The following is a 16,540-nucleotide window of genomic DNA, read 5'->3' on the forward strand; positions in this document are numbered from 1 at the left end:
GCGCCCGACGCCCGACGCCCGACCGTTTTACGCCTTGGCTTTGGCCATGGTCAGTGCCAGGTCTTCGATCATGTCTTCCTGACCGCCGACGGTGCCGCGTTTGCCCAGTTCCACCAGAATGTCACGGGCGGAGACGCCGTATTTCTTTTCGGCGCGCTGGGCGAACAACAGGAACGAGCTGTAGACACCGGCGTAGCCCAGGGTCAGGGCGTCGCGGTCTACGCGGATTGGCTGGTCCATCATTGGGGTGATGAGGTCTTCGGCGACATCCATGATCTTGTACAGGTCGATGCCGGTGGCGCAGCCCATGCGATCGAGCACGGCGCACAACACTTCCAGCGGGGTGTTACCGGCACCGGCACCCAGGCCAGCAACGGAGCCGTCGATGCGGGCACAACCGGCTTCGATGGCGGCCAGTGAGTTGGCCACGCCCATGGCCATGTTGTGGTGGCCGTGGAAGCCCAGTTCGATCTCGGCTGGCAGTTCGTTGCGCAGTGCGGTGATCTTTTCGGTCACTTCGCCCGGCAGCATGTAACCGGCGGAGTCGGTGCAGTAGATGCAGTTGGCGCCGTAGCTGACCATCAGTTTGGCCTGTTCGACGATTTTCTCGGCCGAGGCCATGTGCGCCATCATCAGGAAGCCAACGGTGTCCATGCCCATTTCGCGGGCGATGGTGATGTGCTGCTGGGATACGTCGGCTTCGGTGCAGTGGGTCGCCACACGAATGGTGCTGACGCCCAGTTCACGGGCCATTTTCAGGTGGTCGACGGTGCCGATGCCAGGCAGCAGCAGTGCGGAGACCTTGGCTTGTTTCATTTTCGGAATCACGGCACCGAGGTATTCCTCGTCGCTGTGGGCCGGGAAGCCGTAGTTCACCGAGGAGCCACCCAGACCGTCACCGTGGGTGACCTCGATCAGTGGCATACCAGCGTCGTCCATCGCGCAGGCGATAGAGACCATTTCGTCCACAGAAATCTGGTGGCGCTTGGCATGCATGCCGTCGCGCAGGGACATATCGTGGAGTTTTACTGTTTTTCCGTTCAGGTTCATTTTGTTCTCCCGAAGCGCTGTTTTGGTAGGAGCGAATTTATTCGCGAATAAATTCGCTCCTACAGCGTGTAAAAATTGTGATTAGCCTTGATGAAAATTAACCACGCTCAGGGAGCGAGATGCTTCCATTCGCCACTTCTTCGGCGAACATTTCCGCGGTACGCAGACCGGCGGCGGTCATGATGTCGAGGTTACCGGCGTATTTCGGCAGGAAGTCTCCCAGACCTTCCACTTCCATAAACATGGAAACGCGGTTGCCGTCGAACACCGGGCCGTTGACCAGCTTGTAGCCCGGCACGTATTTCTGTACCTCGGCGACCATCTGGTGAACCGATTCGGTGATGGCGTCACGGTTTGGCTCGCCTTCGGTCAGGCAGTGCACTGTGTCACGCATCATCAGTGGCGGCTCGGCCGGGTTGATGATGATGATGGCCTTGCCCTTTTTGGAGCCGCCAACCTTTTCAACCGCACCGGCGGTAGTGCGGGTAAATTCATCGATGTTCTGACGGGTACCTGGGCCAACCGATTTGGACGACACGGTGGCGATGATTTCGCCGTATTCGACCGGCTGCACGCGTGATACTGCGGCCACCATCGGGATGGTCGCCTGACCACCACAAGTCACCATGTTGACGTTCATTTCCAGGTTCTTGGCATGATCCGCCAGGTTCACCGGTGGAATGCAGAACGGGCCAATCGCCGCTGGCGTGAGGTCAATCATGATCACCCCCAGCTCGTTGAGCTTGCGGGAGTTCTCGGCATGAACGTAGGCTGAGGTGGCATCGAAGGCGACGCGAATATCATCGGCTTCGATGTGTTCGAGAATGCCGTCAACACCGGTAGAACAGGTCTTGATGCCCATTTCTGCAGCGCGCTTGAGGCCCGCAGATTCCGGGTCGATACCCACCATCCATACCGGCTCAACCCACTCGGAGCGTTGCATTTTCATCAGCAGGTCGGTGCCGATGTTGCCTGGGCCAATGATGACCGCCTTGAGTTTCTTGCTCATATTTGTTGTCTCCAGAACGTCGGGGTAATCAAACGAAACGCACAGAGGCAGAACCGATGCCACCGATGGTTACAGACATGTAGTCACCGGCTTTTACCGGCTCCAACGGCACCAGAGAGCCAGACAAAATGACTTCGCCAGCCTTCAGTGGAACTCCCAGCTCACCAAGGGTATTAGCCAACCAGGTGACGCAGTTAACCGGTGAGCCCAGTGCCGCGGCACCGGCGCCAGTGCTGATGATTTCGCCGTTTTTCTCGACCACCATGCCGCAGGTAGTGAGATCAATATCGCGAGGACTGATGGCGGTATCGCCAAGAATAAACAGACCACAGGAGGCGTTATCTGCAACGGTGTCCTGAATTTTGATTTTCCAGTCTTCAATGCGGGAATCGACCACTTCAAAACACGGAATCACAAAGTCGGTGGCGGCCAGTACATCGGCGTTGGTAACACCCGGACCAACCAAATCCTTCTTCAATACAAAAGCGATCTCGCCTTCGGCTTTTGGTGCAATCAGCTGGTCACTGATCGGCATTTCCTGGCCCTGACTGAAGGCCATCTTGTCGGTCAGGTAGCCGAAATCCGGCTGATGAACATTGAGCATGTTCTGTACGGCCTTGGAGGTAACGCCAATTTTCTTGCCGATGATGCGCTCACCGGCTTCAACACGACGCTCCACCATTCGCAGGGAAACGTGATAAGCGTCTTCGATGCTGATGTCCTCGAACCGCTCGGTCAGTGGCTTGATCGGGGTTCGACTAACGAGCGCTTCGTATAATTCGTCGCCCGCCTGCTGAATTTGATCCTGATTCATATTATTAGTGTCCTCTATACGTATTTTCGGCAAGCCGAACCCCCGGCCACATAGCGACCGTTGTATTAAACTGGCTCACACCAATTCGTTTTCTATGTACTGCTGGTTAATCTACTACTACCGTCAACAAGCTCAATATTCAGTTGCTGAAATTCAAGATACCGTTTTTGAGATCCTGTTTTTGCAACCTCATATCCATAATCAGGCAACATCACGAATATTCTCCAATTCGTGTTTGGGTGAATGCTCAATGACAAAATCAATAAAGGCCCGGGTTCTGGCGGGCAGGCTGCTACGGTGTGGATAAATCATATGCACATCCTTATGGCCAGCGTCCCAGCCTGGTAGAACCCGCTTCAACTCACCGTTGGCGAGATACGGATCTGCCATGTAACAAGGCAGATAACCAATGCCCATGCCATCCAGCACCATGTCCAGCGCCAGCCTTGCTTCATTGGTACTAAAGACTGCTCGCGGCACTAGCGAAACGCTGTCATCGCCTTTCTGAAAACGCCACACCGGCGTGCCCCGTGTAGCCACCAATGGCCAATGACCGAGATCTCCGGGGGATTCCAGTGGCTCGTCAGAAGCCAGCAGCATCGGGCTCGCACACAATATAGAACGGGTTTCAAATAATGGCCGTGACACCCATTCATTCAACGTAATCACCCCCATACGGAAGGCGATATCGATACTGTTTTTTACAAGATCGGAATTATCGTTAGATAATTGTAAATCGACCGAGACACGTGGGTTTTCTTTCATAAACTCACGTACCATCGGGCGAATAAAATGATGCCCCAGAGCAATCGGCGCAGTGATTTTCAATACACCACTCAAGGACGATAATTCGCTATTGATATTTTCTACCTGCAACTCCAATTCATGAATCATCGGATTTACGCCGTCATATAACCGCATACCGGATTCGGTCAGTCCAAAATGCTTGGCGGTACGGTGAATCAATTTGTACCCCAGCCGATCTTCAAATCCCTGAATCCGCCGACTGAGAGTAGACAGAGGAATGTTGAGATAACGGGCAGCCCCGACCAGGCTACCTTTTTCCACTACGATCACGAAGAAGTACAAATCCTGATAATTCATTCTGAGGTTCCTGCGGCGTTATCAGATCAGGCCTGTGAGGGCTTGGTAGTGGCCAGTTCGGTATGAGCATCCGCTTGCGCCAGTGACTTGCCAGGAACAAACACCCGTTTGGTGGACAGCACATCAATACCGAAGCTTTTGCTCAGCAATCCGGCAAAACCGCCTGGTGCAAATAACGTCACGGTAATCGCCAGCGTCCCCAGCCCAATCAGATACCAGGTGCCGTAATCACTCAGATAAGTGTCCACCAGCCAATAGACCAGAGTACCAATGATCGGACCTTCAATTCGGCCGATACCACCAATCATGACGATGAATATTCCAAATGCAGTCCAGTTAACACTGAATGCGGCATCCGGGCTGATGCGCAGGTTACTGACAAAGTAGAGGCTACCGGCAAGACCGCAGCCCGCCGCTGCCAGTACGTATACCGCCAGCTTCATGCGACCGACATTAATCCCCTGACTTTCGGCCGCCACTTCGCTGTCACGAATGGCTTGCAAGGCAAGCCCTTGCTTGGAACGAAGAAACAGGTACATGCCTGTCAGCACCACGGCCACCGAGCCCAGCGCCATCCAATAGGTCATGCTTTCACGGAAATCCCGTGGTACCCCACGGAACGCCGTCAGGCTGGTACCGGAACCGCCGCCCACCAGATCAATATTGGCCACCGTCAGGCGTACGACTTCAGCAATCACCCAGGTACCAATGGCGAAGTAACCACCTTGCAAACGAAAGGCAATTTTCGACAACGGCAACGCCAGCAAACCTGCCAATATCGCCGCCAACGGAATCGCAACAAACGGATTCACACCGCCCATATTGGCAAGCGACACCATGAAATAGCCGCCCAGTCCAAAGAAGGCTTGTTGACCGACCGATACCATGCCGCCATAACCAGCCAGCAGGTTCCACATCATCGCGAAAATAAACAAGCAGGCGATGTTCACAAATTCAAACATCCAATATGGGTCACCCCAGACAGGCATGGTGCCGCCAACGATCAGGAAGGCCACCAGACACAACAACAGAGTCACAGACTTGTTCATCGTTTACTCCTTTTTTGTTTTTGTTTGTTGGCTTATTTGGTTTTCGGGAACAAGCCGTTGGGTTTGAAGGCCAGAATCAGAATGAACACCAAATGGCCAAACCAGATGCCCCAGCCGGGATCGAAGTAAAAGCCTATCTGCTGGGCCAGCCCCAGTGTCATGGCACCCAGCAAGGTGCCCCAGAATGAACCCATGCCACCAATAATTACCGACTCAAAGGCGAACAGCAGTAACGACGGACCATCCGTTGGTGAAACCGTAGTACGCATGGCCTGGAACATCCCCGCCATGGCGACCAGAGCAAAAGCGATTGCGGTTGCCATCGAGAACACTTTGGCGCTGTTGAGCCCCATCAACTCGGCGATCTGACGGTCGTCAGATACAGCCCGAAACGCCCGTCCCAATTTGGTATGGCCAAACATCCATTGCAGTCCGAAGGTGGCCGCAATCGCACAAGCCAGAATAATCAGCGGCAGCACGCCGATAACAATGTCTCCCCCCATATCCATGCTCATGGTATTGAGGCCGCCGGTATCCAGCGCCCGGGGGTTAGCGGAAAAGATCTCCTGCAGCAGGTTCTGGGCAATGATGGCCAGACCAAAGGTGATCACCAGTGACGGCAGCGGGTCTTTACTGACCGTGCGATTCAACACCAGATACTGGAACGCATAGCCACTGACCAGCGCACAAGGCACCAGAAAAAGAATCAGTAAAAACGGGTTCACATCCACCACTGATGCGATAGCAATACCCATAAACCCGGAAATAACAATCTGGTCACCGTGGGCAATATTGGTCAGCCGCATGACCCCGAACATCAACGACAAGCCCAGTGCAAACAGGCTGTAGAGGCCGCCCAGCAGCACTCCATGAATAATGACTTCCAACATAATCAAATCCCGAAGTAGGCCTCACTGATCTGGTCACGGGTCAGCTCAGCGCTATAACCCTCAAGTGCGACCCGACCTTCCTGAAAGCAGTAGAGGCGTTGTGAACATTCCTTCGCCAGCCCCACATCCTGCTCGACCACCACTACGGTCATACCGTCAGCAATGATGGATGGCAGCGAATCATAAATTTCACGAATCACAATTGGCGCCAGCCCCAGAGATATTTCGTCGCACAGCAAGATGTCAGGGTTACTCATCAGCGCCCGGCCGATCGCAACCTGTTGCTGCTGACCGCCGGACAACGAGGTCGATGGTTGCTGGCGTTTTTCTTTCAGAATCGGAAACAGCTTGTAGACTTCCTCCAGATTCCACTTGCCTGGCCGTTTGGCGAACGCCCCCATCAACAGGTTTTCTTCCACACTCATGCTTGGAAACAGCCGACGGCCCTCTGGCACCATGGCAATGCCCTTGCGAACGATATCGCCGGGGGCCATGCCACCAATCGGTTCGCCGCGCAGGCTGATGGCCTGTTGGTCAACCTTCAGTAAGCCAGTAAGCGCTTTCATAAACGTACTTTTACCTGCGCCATTGGCGCCCAGTACCCCAACGACTTCGCCTTCGTAGAGCTTGAAATTCAGGTCAAACAGCACCTGGGCATCACCGTAGAAAGCATTCAGACGGTTTACTTCGATGCTCGTGGCGCGGGTTTGCCCAGCACTTTGCGGTGCACTCGCATCCCCCTCGGACAACTGTTCCGGAGCGAAGGTACGAGAGTTCTCTACGGCGGTTGCGACTGAATTCATCAGTTACTCCTCAGGCCTCAATGCCCATATAAACCCGACGTACTTCCGGGTCATTCATCACCTCATCCGGCAAACCATGAGCCAACCGGGCACCGAAGTTGATCACCAACAGCTTGTCGGCAATCGATAACAACGCATGTACCACATGCTCGATCCAGATCATGGTGGTGCCCTGAGCCTTGATGCGCTTCAGCTCATCCACCAATTGCCTGGCTTCCGGCTCCGTCAGGCCTCCGGCAATCTCGTCCAGCAACAACAGCCGGGGACGGGTAGCCAACGCCCGCGCCAGTTCCAGGCGTTTGCGATTCAGTAAGGTCAAACCACCAGCAGGCTGGTTGGCGTACTCCGTCAGGCCGGTGGTTTGCAAGACTTCCTCAGCGATTTGCCAGGCCTCCTGCTCGGAAACCTGGGCACCGAAACACGCTGCGGTGACCAGATTTTCAAACACCGACATGTTGCCGAAGGGATGCGGTACCTGATAACTGCGGCCGATACCTGTCCGGCAGCGTTCATGGGGGTGATAGCGGGTGATTTCCTTGCCATCGAAATAAACCGCTCCCTGATCCAGCCCGGCATCGCCGGAAATCAGGTTGAACAGTGTGGTTTTGCCCGCACCGTTCGGCCCAAGGATGCCGAGTGTTTCCCCTTCCGCCACCTCAAATGACACGTCTTTTGTCACCTGCAGAGCGCCGTAGCTCTTGCAGGCACCTTCCACCTTCAACAACATTGCCTCACTCCCTTCAGAACAGTGGGAAAACCGTCTTCACCCACAGAGCATTGCCCTCGGCGCGGTTTTTCACGTTGGTTTCCATCTGGTACTTGAAGGTCGCGAACCAGCCCTTGCCGCTGTCGTATTTCACCGATGGACCAAACGCCATGGCCTGGCCCTTGGCATCGGCGACGGTATCGCCATCCAGAGTATCGTCAGTCACCTGCTTGTAGAGATAACCACCCATCCCCGCGGTCCAGCCATTACCCAACCCCCACCCGAGGGCGTAATCGAATATCAGTTCCTGACCATCCTGATAACCGGTCGCATCGTTTTCGAGGTTGTAGGTCCACATGCCCTTGAGGTCGTAATTCAGACCGTCCGGATTGATTTTGCTAACGCCGTAGACTGGCTGAATGGCGAAGTGGTTACGGCCCGGATTAGCAATTTCATCCTTGTCGTAGCTACCGGTAGGCACAATGATGTCGAGTGCTGCGACCGTATGAAGAGACTGGCTGTGATGCCAACCTAACGCCAGTCCGAGGGTGCCATCCCCCAATCCGGTAGTGGCATCTTCGACGCCATCCATCACAGTGACATCGAGATCCACGATTGGCTGAATGTAGTGCAAGGCAACGGAAGCGCCCTGGAACGTTTTATCGGTTACCCATACAACCCGTGGCACTACCGCATTGGCCGTGACCTGAAAATCACCGGATGGACTGACGTCATTGCCATCGTTATCGCGAACGGTGTCGGCACTGTAGTTCTGGTACCAGACCATGCCGTAGGTACCCGGTGGCGGTAGTGCACAACAGGTGTAGTTTTCTGCACCTACCGGATAGCTGGAACCGCCACCTTCGGTGGCCACAGAGATATTGGCCGCCAGCAATCCAGCTGACAGCAGGACCAGTTTGGTCATTGGCTTCATAAGATCATCCACTTGTTATTGTTATCTTGGTCTTGTGTAAACAACGTGGCCGGATGCCCTCCGGCCGAGGGAATATCATTAGCCGTATTTAATCGGCTGCAGCTCGGCCTGCAGTGGGATCATGTTGGCCTGGCTGTTCTCGACGATCACCAGATCAAGGCCATCGCCACGCTTCTGCCACTGGCCCGACACCAGCGGTGTCTTACCCACGTTAGGTACAGGACCGCCCTTGAACGACACTGGACCAACGATGGTGCCCAGGTTGGTATTGGCAATAGCGTCGCGGATGTCCATCGGGTCCTTGCTACCAGCACGCTTGAGCACATCGATAGCAACTTCAAACAGCGAGTGTTTGAGTCCCAGAGGCATGGTCCATGGCTTGCCGGAGCTGATCATGTAGCGGTCAGCCAGCTCTTTGGCTGACTGGCCAGTAAGACTGGAATTAAACGGGTGTGCGGGGCTCCACATCAGCTCGACGGTCAGGCCCTCTGCACGTGGGCCAAAAGCAGAAATTGCCTGTGGAAATTCTGTCGCCTTGGCGCAGGTCACGATTTTCGGCTGGAAGCCTTGTTGACCGGCCTGGTTCCAGAAGTTGGCGAAGTCTGGCGGTGGAATCACACCCGTAACGATATCGACATCGTTCTTGCGGAATTCGGAAATAAACGAAGAGAAGTCATTGATCGGTGTCTGGAAACGACCCCGGTCGATGGTATTGAAACCGTTGGCCTGCAATGCTGACGGGAAGCCCAGTGACTTGTCGCCCCAGGCATTACCATCTTCGTCATTGGGCCACAGCGCGCCGACGTTTTTGCTGTTTGGCAACAGCTGCCAAAGATTGGTGAACGAGCCGATCACGTCTTCCAGCCCCCAGAAGAAGTGATAAGTCCAATCGAACCCGACTTTTGGATCGCCTTTACGACCGAAGAAATGTGCCTGCCATGGCGTATCGTTGGTGATGCACGGCACACCGTTCACCTCGCATTGGTCCGCCACCGGGTTAGTCGTTGCTGGTGTCGCCGACGCCACCACAAGATCGACGCGATCACGAAGGATCAGCTCGGAGGTCACGTTACCGGCCTGATTCGGATTGGATTGGCTGTCCTTGTAGATGATCTCGACGTTGTATTTCTTGCCACCGGACATGATGCCGTCTGCGACCAGCTTACGAACTTCTTCCAGAATAAAATGATCCGGTTCGGCGAACGCTGCCAGTGGGCCGGTTTGTGGGCTTACAAACCCAATTTTGAAGGTATTACGACTACTGGCATTGACCACCGGAATATTCCCCATGGCCGCCACAGCAGATGACGCAATCAACGAACTTTTCAAAAACGAACGGCGTGTAATCTCAGCCATTTCAGACACCTCGATTTTTATTCTTGGTATTGGGTAGCGCTTGGCATCATGGCGTGCCAACGATGACAGCTATGTTTGACCACAAATCAGTAAGGCGTCTAATATGGTTTTTATCTTCGATTATACCTTAAAGGTATTCTATGGAATTACGTCAGCTAAGATATTTCGAGTCCGTTGGACGGCTGCTGAATTTCAGCAAAGCAGCGGAAGAGCTGCATATGGCCCAACCACCGCTGTCACGACAAATCCAGAACCTGGAAGAGGAACTTGGAGTGACCCTGATCGACCGCTCCAGTCGGCCGCTGAAAATGACCAACGCCGGCCAGTTTTTTTACGATCAAAGCGTGCAGGTATTGGCCCGAATTGCCGAAGTGAAGCGGGCTACCCAGCAGCTGGGTGCTGAACAGAAGCGCTGGATGGGCATTGGCTTTACACCGTCGGTGTTGTACAGCCATATCCCGAAAGCGATTCAGCAATTTGGCAGCCACTTTCCCAACGTGCATATCTCGTTGTCAGAGCTAACGTCGGTACAGCAAGCCGATGCCCTGAAAAGTGGCCGTATTGATGTTGGTTTCGGGCGTCTTGCAATCAACTCGGAAGGTATTGAGAACATTATTCTGACAGAAGATGCACTGATGTTGGCGGTACCTGCCAACCATCCGATAGCAAGTCTGACATCGGTCACCATGGAGGCCATTGCCGCTGAAAAACTGATTCTCTATCCGGCCAGTCCGCGCCCCAGTCTGGCTGACCAGATCATCAGTCACTTTAACGTTCGTGGACTGGAGCTGTCGGACACCTTCGAAACCAACAGTTTGCAAACCGCCATGGGCCTGGTGGCAGCAAGCATGGGCGTGACCATATTGCCGCAATCGGTCCAGCTGATGCAGCGTCCGGATCTGGTGTACGTAGCGATTGATGCCGCAGATATGCATTCCCCGCTGATTATGTCGGTGCGAGCCAATGATGAATCCGACCATCTGCAGGCATTTCGTCGACATGCCATGACCGAGCCTGCGGAAAAGGATTGTTGATTCTTTATAGTAAGCCCCCCACAAGCTCCCCAACACTACTCACCCAGCCATACACCAACAAACGGTGCGTACCGCGCACCGGTATCCGCCAGTAAGCATGACACCCCCAACAGGCAGATTTACCAGTTTGCAAAACTGATTTACCGGCTCAAAGCGCCGTTTTGCCGCATTCCGACACGTCTGTGTCGCTCCCATTCAAAAGCACCTGCACAGCATTGAAAAGCGCCAAAGCGATCACTTTTTGTACCGTCGCTTTTTGTCATACCCCGGCCGCAAGCAGACATTCTGGCCCACGAGGCCGGACTTACTATCCCTCCGACATACAAGCGCAACGTACAAGCGCCGACGCAATAAACACGGTCATCTCGACCCATACGTTTCAGGATAAGCCCATGTTCAACAAGCAAGATCGTATTGCGGATTTCGATCCGGCCCTGTGGGAAGCCATGCAAAATGAAGTGGCTCGTCAGGAAGATCATATCGAGCTGATCGCCTCCGAAAACTACACTAGCCCAATGGTGATGGAAGCCCAGGGCTCCCAGCTGACCAACAAGTACGCCGAAGGTTACCCGGGTAAGCGTTACTACGGTGGTTGTGAATACGTCGACGTGGTTGAACAGCTGGCCATCGACCGAGCCAAGGAACTGTTTGGCGCCGATTACGCCAACGTTCAGCCACACTCCGGCTCCCAGGCCAACGCCGCTGTTTTCATGGCGCTGCTGCAACCAGGCGATACCGTACTGGGCATGAGCCTGGCTCACGGTGGTCACCTGACTCACGGCGCCAAGGTGTCTTTCTCTGGCAAGATCTACAACTCCGTCCAGTACGGTCTGAACGCTGAAACCGGCGAGATCGACTACGTTGAAATGGAAAACCTGGCCAAAGAACACAAGCCGAAAATGATCATCGGTGGCTTCTCGGCCTACTCCCAGATCGTTGACTGGGCTCGCATGCGCGAAATCGCCGACTCCGTGGGCGCTTACCTGTTCGTCGACATGGCACACGTTGCCGGTCTGGTAGCGGCTGGCGTTTACCCGAACCCGATGCAGTACGCCGACGTGTGTACCACCACCACTCACAAGACCCTGCGCGGTCCTCGTGGCGGTCTGATTGTTGCCAAATCCAACCCGGAGCTGGAAAAGAAACTGAACTCCGCGGTCTTCCCGGCCGGTCAGGGTGGCCCACTGATGCACGTGATCGCCGCCAAGGCGGTTGCCTTCAAGGAAGCGCTGTCTCCTGAGTTCAAGGAATACCAGCAGCAAGTGGTTAAAAACGCCGACGCCATGGCGCGTGTATTTGTTGAACGCGGCTACGACGTAGTATCCGGCGGCACCAAAAACCACCTGTTCCTGCTGTCCCTGATCAAGCAAGGTCTGACCGGCAAAGACGCTGACGCTGCTCTGGGCGCCGCTTCTATTACTGTGAACAAAAACGCTGTTCCTAACGACCCACAGTCGCCATTCGTGACTTCCGGTCTACGTATCGGCACACCGGTAATCACCACCCGTGGTTTCAAGGAAGAACAGTGCAAGGAACTGGCTGGCTGGATCTCCGACATCCTGTCCGTACTGGGCACGTCTGAAGAAGCCCGCATCATCGGTATGGTGAAAGAGAAAGTTCACGACCTGTGCAAGCAGTTCCCTGCTTACGGCGAGTGATCTTGCAGCGTCTGAAGTCGACCTGTAGGAGGGAATTTATTCCCGATCCCTGCGTGTTGCGCTCGTAGGCTGGACCTCGCCCAGCGAAAGTTGGGCAGGGCCCAACCTACCCAAAACTCGCAGCAACGTATGGGCGCTCGCGCGAATAAATTCGCTCTTTCACAGGCAAAACTGGCGTCTGGCGTCAGCCTGTAGGAGGGAATTTATTCCCGATCCTGGCCCGCTCAGACGGCTACAAAACCGCCGACACCCCGACAGCACAAACCACAGAAGATGGGCGCTTGCGCCCATCTTCTGCTATTGATTTAAAGATTATTGAAGATCACGCTGGTTGTATGAACAACAGCGGGGTCTGATGTCACCCGAGGAGCCGATCATGGCTATCAGTCTGTTCGACATGTTGAAAATCGGTATTGGCCCGTCCAGCTCTCACACCGTTGGTCCCATGAAAGCCGCCTGGATGTTTTCATCGGCGCTGGCCAAAGAAGGCCTGCTGACGCAGGTTAACCGGGTGCAATGCCAGCTTTACGGTTCCCTCGGCGCAACGGGCAAAGGCCACGGTTCTGGCCCAGCGGTACTGCTGGGACTGGAAGGCGAACTACCAGAAAAAATCGACCCGGACCGCGTGGTGCCACGTACTGCCGACATCGAAGAAACCGGCCAGTTAACGTTGTTGGACGTCACCGACTACCTCGAAGACGGCGTTCAGGCCGAGCCAAAAACCATTCCGTTCAATATGAACGAAGACCTGATCTACCACCGCATTGAAGCCCTCGACTTCCACGCCAACGGTATGACCTTCTGCGCCTGGGATGCCGACGGCAACGAACTCAAGTTCTCCACCTACTACTCGGTCGGCGGTGGCTTTGTGGTCGACGACAGCGTGCACTCCAGCGACAAGATTGGTGCCATCGTCGAAGACGCCACCAGCGTGAAATACCCGTTCAAGACCGGCGAAGACCTGCTGCGCATCTGCAAGGAAACCGGCCTGTCCATCTCGGAAATCATGATGGAGAACGAAAAAGCCTGGCGCACCGAAGAACAGATCCGCGAAGACATTCTCGAGCTGTGGGGCGTAATGAAAGACTGCGTCAAAAAAGGCATGTCTTCCGAAGGCATCCTGCCCGGCGGCCTGAAAGTGAAACGCCGCGCCAAAGCTCTGCATGAAAGCCTCAAAAACCGCACCCGCATGGACATGATCACCCCCTCGCTGGGCGCCATGGACTGGGTCAACCTGTACGCGCTGGCCGTGAACGAAGAAAACGCCGGCGGCGGTCGTATGGTCACCGCTCCCACCAACGGCGCGGCGGGCATTATTCCGGCAGTACTGCACTACTACATCCACTTCTGCCCCAACTCCGATGAAGAAGGCGTCATCCGCTTCCTGCTGTCAGCCGCCGCAATTGGCATCCTGTTCAAGGAAAACGCCTCTATCTCGGGTGCAGAAGTCGGCTGTCAGGGCGAAGTAGGCTCAGCCTGCGCCATGGCCGCTGCGGGCCTGGCCGAAGCCACTGGCGGTTCGCCGTTGCAGGTAGAAAACGCCGCGGAAATCGGCATGGAACACAACCTAGGCCTGACCTGCGATCCGATTGGCGGACTGGTTCAGGTGCCGTGTATCGAACGCAACGCCATGGCCGCCATGAAAGCCATCAACGCCGCAGCAATGGCCCTGCGAGGCGACGGCGAGCACTTTGTCTCGCTGGATAAAGTGATCAAAACCATGCGCGACACCGGCAAGGACATGCTCGATAAATACAAGGAAACCTCACGCGGCGGCCTGGCCGTGAACGTGATTGAGTGTTGATCGGACGACACAACCGGATCACCCCACACAGAATCCCGGCCTGCGAAAGCAGCCCGGGATTTTTTTGCTTTCGGCTCTGTTACAGTAGTTGAATGCCCGAATGGACGGGCAAATCATCCATGCGCCAGGAAGCTGATTGATGCAAAGCTACCCATCCATTACCGCACTCAGAGCATTTGAAGCCGTTGCTCGACTTGGCAGCGTAACCAGTGCCGCCAGAGAAATGCACCTGACCCGCAGTGCCATCAGCCGTCAGATTGCGGTGCTGGAGGACACTCTTGGCTTCACCCTGACCTATCGCAGTGGCCGCAGCATCGAACTCACAGCCCAAGGCCAGCGTTATGCCAGTGAAGCACGTCGCTCACTGCAAATATTGCTTGCTGCGGCGCGTTGGGAGAACGGTCCGGATATCACAGGAAGGCTGATTGTCAGCTGTATTCCGGGGCTGGCCACCTATTGGCTCTGCCGCCATATCGGCGAGTTTCAACGGCTGTATCCCAAACTGGAACTGGATCTAAGATCCCCGCGCACTCCGGACGACACCACCAACGCAGAAGTAGACCTTTATATTTCCTACGGTGATGGCCACTGGCCAGAAATGAACGTACAAAGGCTGATGGCGCTGCAACTGTTCCCGGTCTGTAGCCCTGGCTATCTTAACCGTAGCGCAGGCTTAAAAAGCCCCGCCGACCTTCCTTCCCACACGCTGCTGCACCTGTCGAGCCAAACCAATTGGCGAGTTTGGCTTGGTGCCAATGGCGTCCAAAACGCCCAGTTAGGAGCAGGGATTACCTTTTCCGATGCTCACTTTGTCCAGTCTGCCGCTTTGGCAGGGCAAGGCATTGCACTGGGTGACAATATGCTCAGTGGCGACGCTCTGGCACGAGGCCAGCTGGTGATGCCATTTGATATCAGTATTGACGCCCCGAAGGCCTATTACTTTGTGACGTCCCCTGAAAAGACCGACCGGCCGGATGTGCAAGCCTTTATTCAGTGGCTGGAAGATAAATTCACGGCAGAGAAGAGAAACTGGCGCAAGCAAGGGGTTGGCATTACCGGATAACAAATCAGCCACTCACTTTTAACATGGCGACAATGGGCAAAAGCCATATGACAGCGCTATCCAAAGAGATACGCCCCGTTTTTGTGCAGCACTGATAGTGCTAACAACACCACTCGCCCTCCCATATCCCAGTCCTTAAAAAGCCGGTGCGCTGGCATTCTCACTGTCGTGTACACGTTAGAAATTTGCCCTCAGCCGCACAAACTCCCGGCTGGCCTTTTACTTGCATATTCATGTAAGAGGTTGCCATAACACCCCAAATAACCGCCTTCCTCCTCGCCGTATCGGATGCCGTTTGATTAAAGAATGCACCGTTTTTGCGCCCAAAATGTCCAGTTTTTGGAAACAATTGCGTCTAAAAATATCGATTGTCGACGCGTTTAAATTGACAAAAAATAATTTCAAGCCAGCTCCCAAGCCCAACAAAAGGATCAGGAGCGCCACCAACACATCAAGGAGCCATCATGGAGCGTGTTGCCAGTTCGGATTTTGTTAACGATGTTTATCCGTCATTAGGTGAAGAACAGCGGATGCGGATCGATCTGGCCGCAACCTACAACTTGCTCGAACATTTCGGCATGAGCGACAGCATCTACACACACATTTCTGCACGCTTGCCCGGTGTTCATGACCGCTTCCTGATCAACCCCTACGGCACCCGCTTCGGCGAAGTCACAGCCAGTAATCTGGTCACCATCGACCTGAACGGCAAGGTACTGGAAGACCCCTTCGGCATGGGTGCCAACCCGGCTGGTTTTACCATCCATTCTGCTGTTCATGCCGCGCGCCCGGATGTGCAGTGTGCATTGCATACCCACACGGTAGCCGGTGTTGCCATCTCCTCGACTCAGGAAGGCATTCTGCCGATCAACCAATGGGCACTGCAGTTCTATCAGGATGTCACCCGTCACAAGTACGAGGGCATCGCACTGGACCTGGAAGAGCGTGAACGGTTGGTGAAAGACCTTGGCCCGGTGAGCAAGGTGATGATTCTTGAAAACCACGGCCTGATGACCCTTGGCGACACCATCGGTGAATCCTTCACCCTGATGTACAACCTCGAACGCACCTGCCAGACCCAACTGGCGGTGCTGTCCAGTGGTTTGACCATCACCCCGATTGTAGACGATGTCTGCAAGCGCACCTACGGACAGTACAAGCAATTCAGCGAGCTGAGTCAGCGCAATGGCTTCCACGCCGAATGGCTCGCCTACCTCCGCTTATTGGAAAAAGTCGCTCCGCACTATCGCACCTGAACCCTCATCA

15 protein-coding genes are annotated in these 16,540 nt (G+C 54.8%); 5 read left to right on the top strand and 10 right to left on the bottom strand.

Annotated elements, in window-relative coordinates; genetic code table 11:
- Nucleotides 1-27 precede the first annotated feature (27 nt).
- The 10 genes from dmpG to ACXADJ_RS14090 all read right to left on the bottom strand — a co-directional run bounded on the left by dmpG (nt 28) and on the right by ACXADJ_RS14090 (nt 9,715).
- Nucleotides 28-1,050, bottom strand: a complete 1,023-nt coding sequence (gene dmpG / locus ACXADJ_RS14045) for a 4-hydroxy-2-oxovalerate aldolase (protein ID WP_475066999.1) — start codon at nt 1,048-1,050, stop codon at nt 28-30.
- A 97-nt stretch (nt 1,051-1,147) separates the two neighbouring features.
- Nucleotides 1,148-2,059: an acetaldehyde dehydrogenase (acetylating) gene (locus ACXADJ_RS14050; protein ID WP_475067001.1), complete on the bottom strand. Its 912-nt coding sequence runs from the start codon at nt 2,057-2,059 to the stop codon at nt 1,148-1,150.
- A 28-nt stretch (nt 2,060-2,087) separates the two neighbouring features.
- On the bottom strand, nt 2,088-2,873 hold the full coding sequence (dmpE, locus tag ACXADJ_RS14055; RefSeq protein WP_475067003.1) for a 2-oxopent-4-enoate hydratase: 786 nt from the start codon (nt 2,871-2,873) through the stop codon (nt 2,088-2,090).
- Nucleotides 2,874-3,074: 201 nt separating this feature from the next.
- A complete protein-coding gene (locus ACXADJ_RS14060) occupies nt 3,075-3,977 on the bottom strand; it encodes a LysR family transcriptional regulator (RefSeq protein ID WP_475067005.1) in 903 nt (300 codons plus the stop codon).
- 26 nt (nt 3,978-4,003) lie between these two features.
- On the bottom strand, nt 4,004-5,026 hold the full coding sequence (locus ACXADJ_RS14065) for a branched-chain amino acid ABC transporter permease (RefSeq protein ID WP_475067007.1): 1,023 nt from the start codon (nt 5,024-5,026) through the stop codon (nt 4,004-4,006).
- 32 nt (nt 5,027-5,058) lie between these two features.
- Nucleotides 5,059-5,916 carry a branched-chain amino acid ABC transporter permease gene (locus ACXADJ_RS14070; protein ID WP_475067010.1) on the bottom strand — a complete coding sequence of 286 codons (858 nt, stop codon included), beginning with the start codon at nt 5,914-5,916 and terminating at the stop codon, nt 5,059-5,061.
- A gap of 2 nt (nt 5,917-5,918) precedes the next feature.
- Nucleotides 5,919-6,719 (bottom strand): ABC transporter ATP-binding protein, encoded by an 801-nt coding sequence (locus ACXADJ_RS14075; protein WP_475067012.1) that lies wholly within the window; start codon nt 6,717-6,719, stop codon nt 5,919-5,921.
- Nucleotides 6,720-6,729: 10 nt separating this feature from the next.
- Nucleotides 6,730-7,446, bottom strand: a complete 717-nt coding sequence (locus ACXADJ_RS14080) for an ABC transporter ATP-binding protein (protein ID WP_475067015.1) — start codon at nt 7,444-7,446, stop codon at nt 6,730-6,732.
- Between the two features lie 13 nt (nt 7,447-7,459).
- Complete coding sequence (locus ACXADJ_RS14085; protein ID WP_475067018.1) at nt 7,460-8,350, bottom strand: SphA family protein; 891 nt, start codon at nt 8,348-8,350, stop codon at nt 7,460-7,462.
- Between the two features lie 87 nt (nt 8,351-8,437).
- On the bottom strand, nt 8,438-9,715 hold the full coding sequence (locus tag ACXADJ_RS14090) for an ABC transporter substrate-binding protein (protein WP_475067020.1): 1,278 nt from the start codon (nt 9,713-9,715) through the stop codon (nt 8,438-8,440).
- 140 nt (nt 9,716-9,855) lie between these two features.
- On the opposite strand from ACXADJ_RS14090, the gene ACXADJ_RS14095 reads away from it, so the two are divergent.
- From ACXADJ_RS14095 to ACXADJ_RS14115, 5 genes are all read left to right on the top strand, one after another.
- Complete coding sequence (locus ACXADJ_RS14095) at nt 9,856-10,749, top strand: LysR family transcriptional regulator (protein WP_475067022.1); 894 nt, start codon at nt 9,856-9,858, stop codon at nt 10,747-10,749.
- Between the two features lie 392 nt (nt 10,750-11,141).
- Nucleotides 11,142-12,407: a serine hydroxymethyltransferase gene (gene glyA, locus ACXADJ_RS14100; RefSeq protein ID WP_475067024.1), complete on the top strand. Its 1,266-nt coding sequence runs from the start codon at nt 11,142-11,144 to the stop codon at nt 12,405-12,407.
- 376 nt (nt 12,408-12,783) lie between these two features.
- Nucleotides 12,784-14,211 carry an L-serine ammonia-lyase gene (locus tag ACXADJ_RS14105; RefSeq protein WP_475067026.1) on the top strand — a complete coding sequence of 476 codons (1,428 nt, stop codon included), beginning with the start codon at nt 12,784-12,786 and terminating at the stop codon, nt 14,209-14,211.
- Nucleotides 14,212-14,350: 139 nt separating this feature from the next.
- On the top strand, nt 14,351-15,274 hold the full coding sequence (locus ACXADJ_RS14110) for a LysR substrate-binding domain-containing protein (RefSeq protein ID WP_475067029.1): 924 nt from the start codon (nt 14,351-14,353) through the stop codon (nt 15,272-15,274).
- Between the two features lie 464 nt (nt 15,275-15,738).
- On the top strand, nt 15,739-16,530 hold the full coding sequence (locus ACXADJ_RS14115; RefSeq protein WP_475067031.1) for a class II aldolase/adducin family protein: 792 nt from the start codon (nt 15,739-15,741) through the stop codon (nt 16,528-16,530).
- Nucleotides 16,531-16,540 lie beyond the last annotated feature (10 nt).

The sequence above is a fragment of the Oceanobacter sp. ABM4_470 genome (assembly GCF_056158645.1).

Bases quoted from the DNA above. Each gene is read 5' to 3' on its own strand.
- dmpG (WP_475066999.1), bottom strand. From the start codon at position 1,050: ATGAACCTGAACGGAAAAACAGTAAAACTCCACGATATGTCCCTGCGC.
- ACXADJ_RS14050 (WP_475067001.1), bottom strand. From the start codon at position 2,059: ATGAGCAAGAAACTCAAGGCGGTCATCATTGGCCCAGGCAACATCGGC.
- dmpE (WP_475067003.1), bottom strand. From the start codon at position 2,873: ATGAATCAGGATCAAATTCAGCAGGCGGGCGACGAATTATACGAAGCG.
- ACXADJ_RS14060 (WP_475067005.1), bottom strand. From the start codon at position 3,977: ATGAATTATCAGGATTTGTACTTCTTCGTGATCGTAGTGGAAAAAGGT.
- ACXADJ_RS14065 (WP_475067007.1), bottom strand. From the start codon at position 5,026: ATGAACAAGTCTGTGACTCTGTTGTTGTGTCTGGTGGCCTTCCTGATC.
- ACXADJ_RS14070 (WP_475067010.1), bottom strand. From the start codon at position 5,916: ATGTTGGAAGTCATTATTCATGGAGTGCTGCTGGGCGGCCTCTACAGC.
- ACXADJ_RS14075 (WP_475067012.1), bottom strand. From the start codon at position 6,719: ATGAATTCAGTCGCAACCGCCGTAGAGAACTCTCGTACCTTCGCTCCG.
- ACXADJ_RS14080 (WP_475067015.1), bottom strand. From the start codon at position 7,446: ATGTTGTTGAAGGTGGAAGGTGCCTGCAAGAGCTACGGCGCTCTGCAG.
- ACXADJ_RS14085 (WP_475067018.1), bottom strand. From the start codon at position 8,350: ATGACCAAACTGGTCCTGCTGTCAGCTGGATTGCTGGCGGCCAATATC.
- ACXADJ_RS14090 (WP_475067020.1), bottom strand. From the start codon at position 9,715: ATGGCTGAGATTACACGCCGTTCGTTTTTGAAAAGTTCGTTGATTGCG.
- ACXADJ_RS14095 (WP_475067022.1), top strand. From the start codon at position 9,856: ATGGAATTACGTCAGCTAAGATATTTCGAGTCCGTTGGACGGCTGCTG.
- glyA (WP_475067024.1), top strand. From the start codon at position 11,142: ATGTTCAACAAGCAAGATCGTATTGCGGATTTCGATCCGGCCCTGTGG.
- ACXADJ_RS14105 (WP_475067026.1), top strand. From the start codon at position 12,784: ATGGCTATCAGTCTGTTCGACATGTTGAAAATCGGTATTGGCCCGTCC.
- ACXADJ_RS14110 (WP_475067029.1), top strand. From the start codon at position 14,351: ATGCAAAGCTACCCATCCATTACCGCACTCAGAGCATTTGAAGCCGTT.
- ACXADJ_RS14115 (WP_475067031.1), top strand. From the start codon at position 15,739: ATGGAGCGTGTTGCCAGTTCGGATTTTGTTAACGATGTTTATCCGTCA.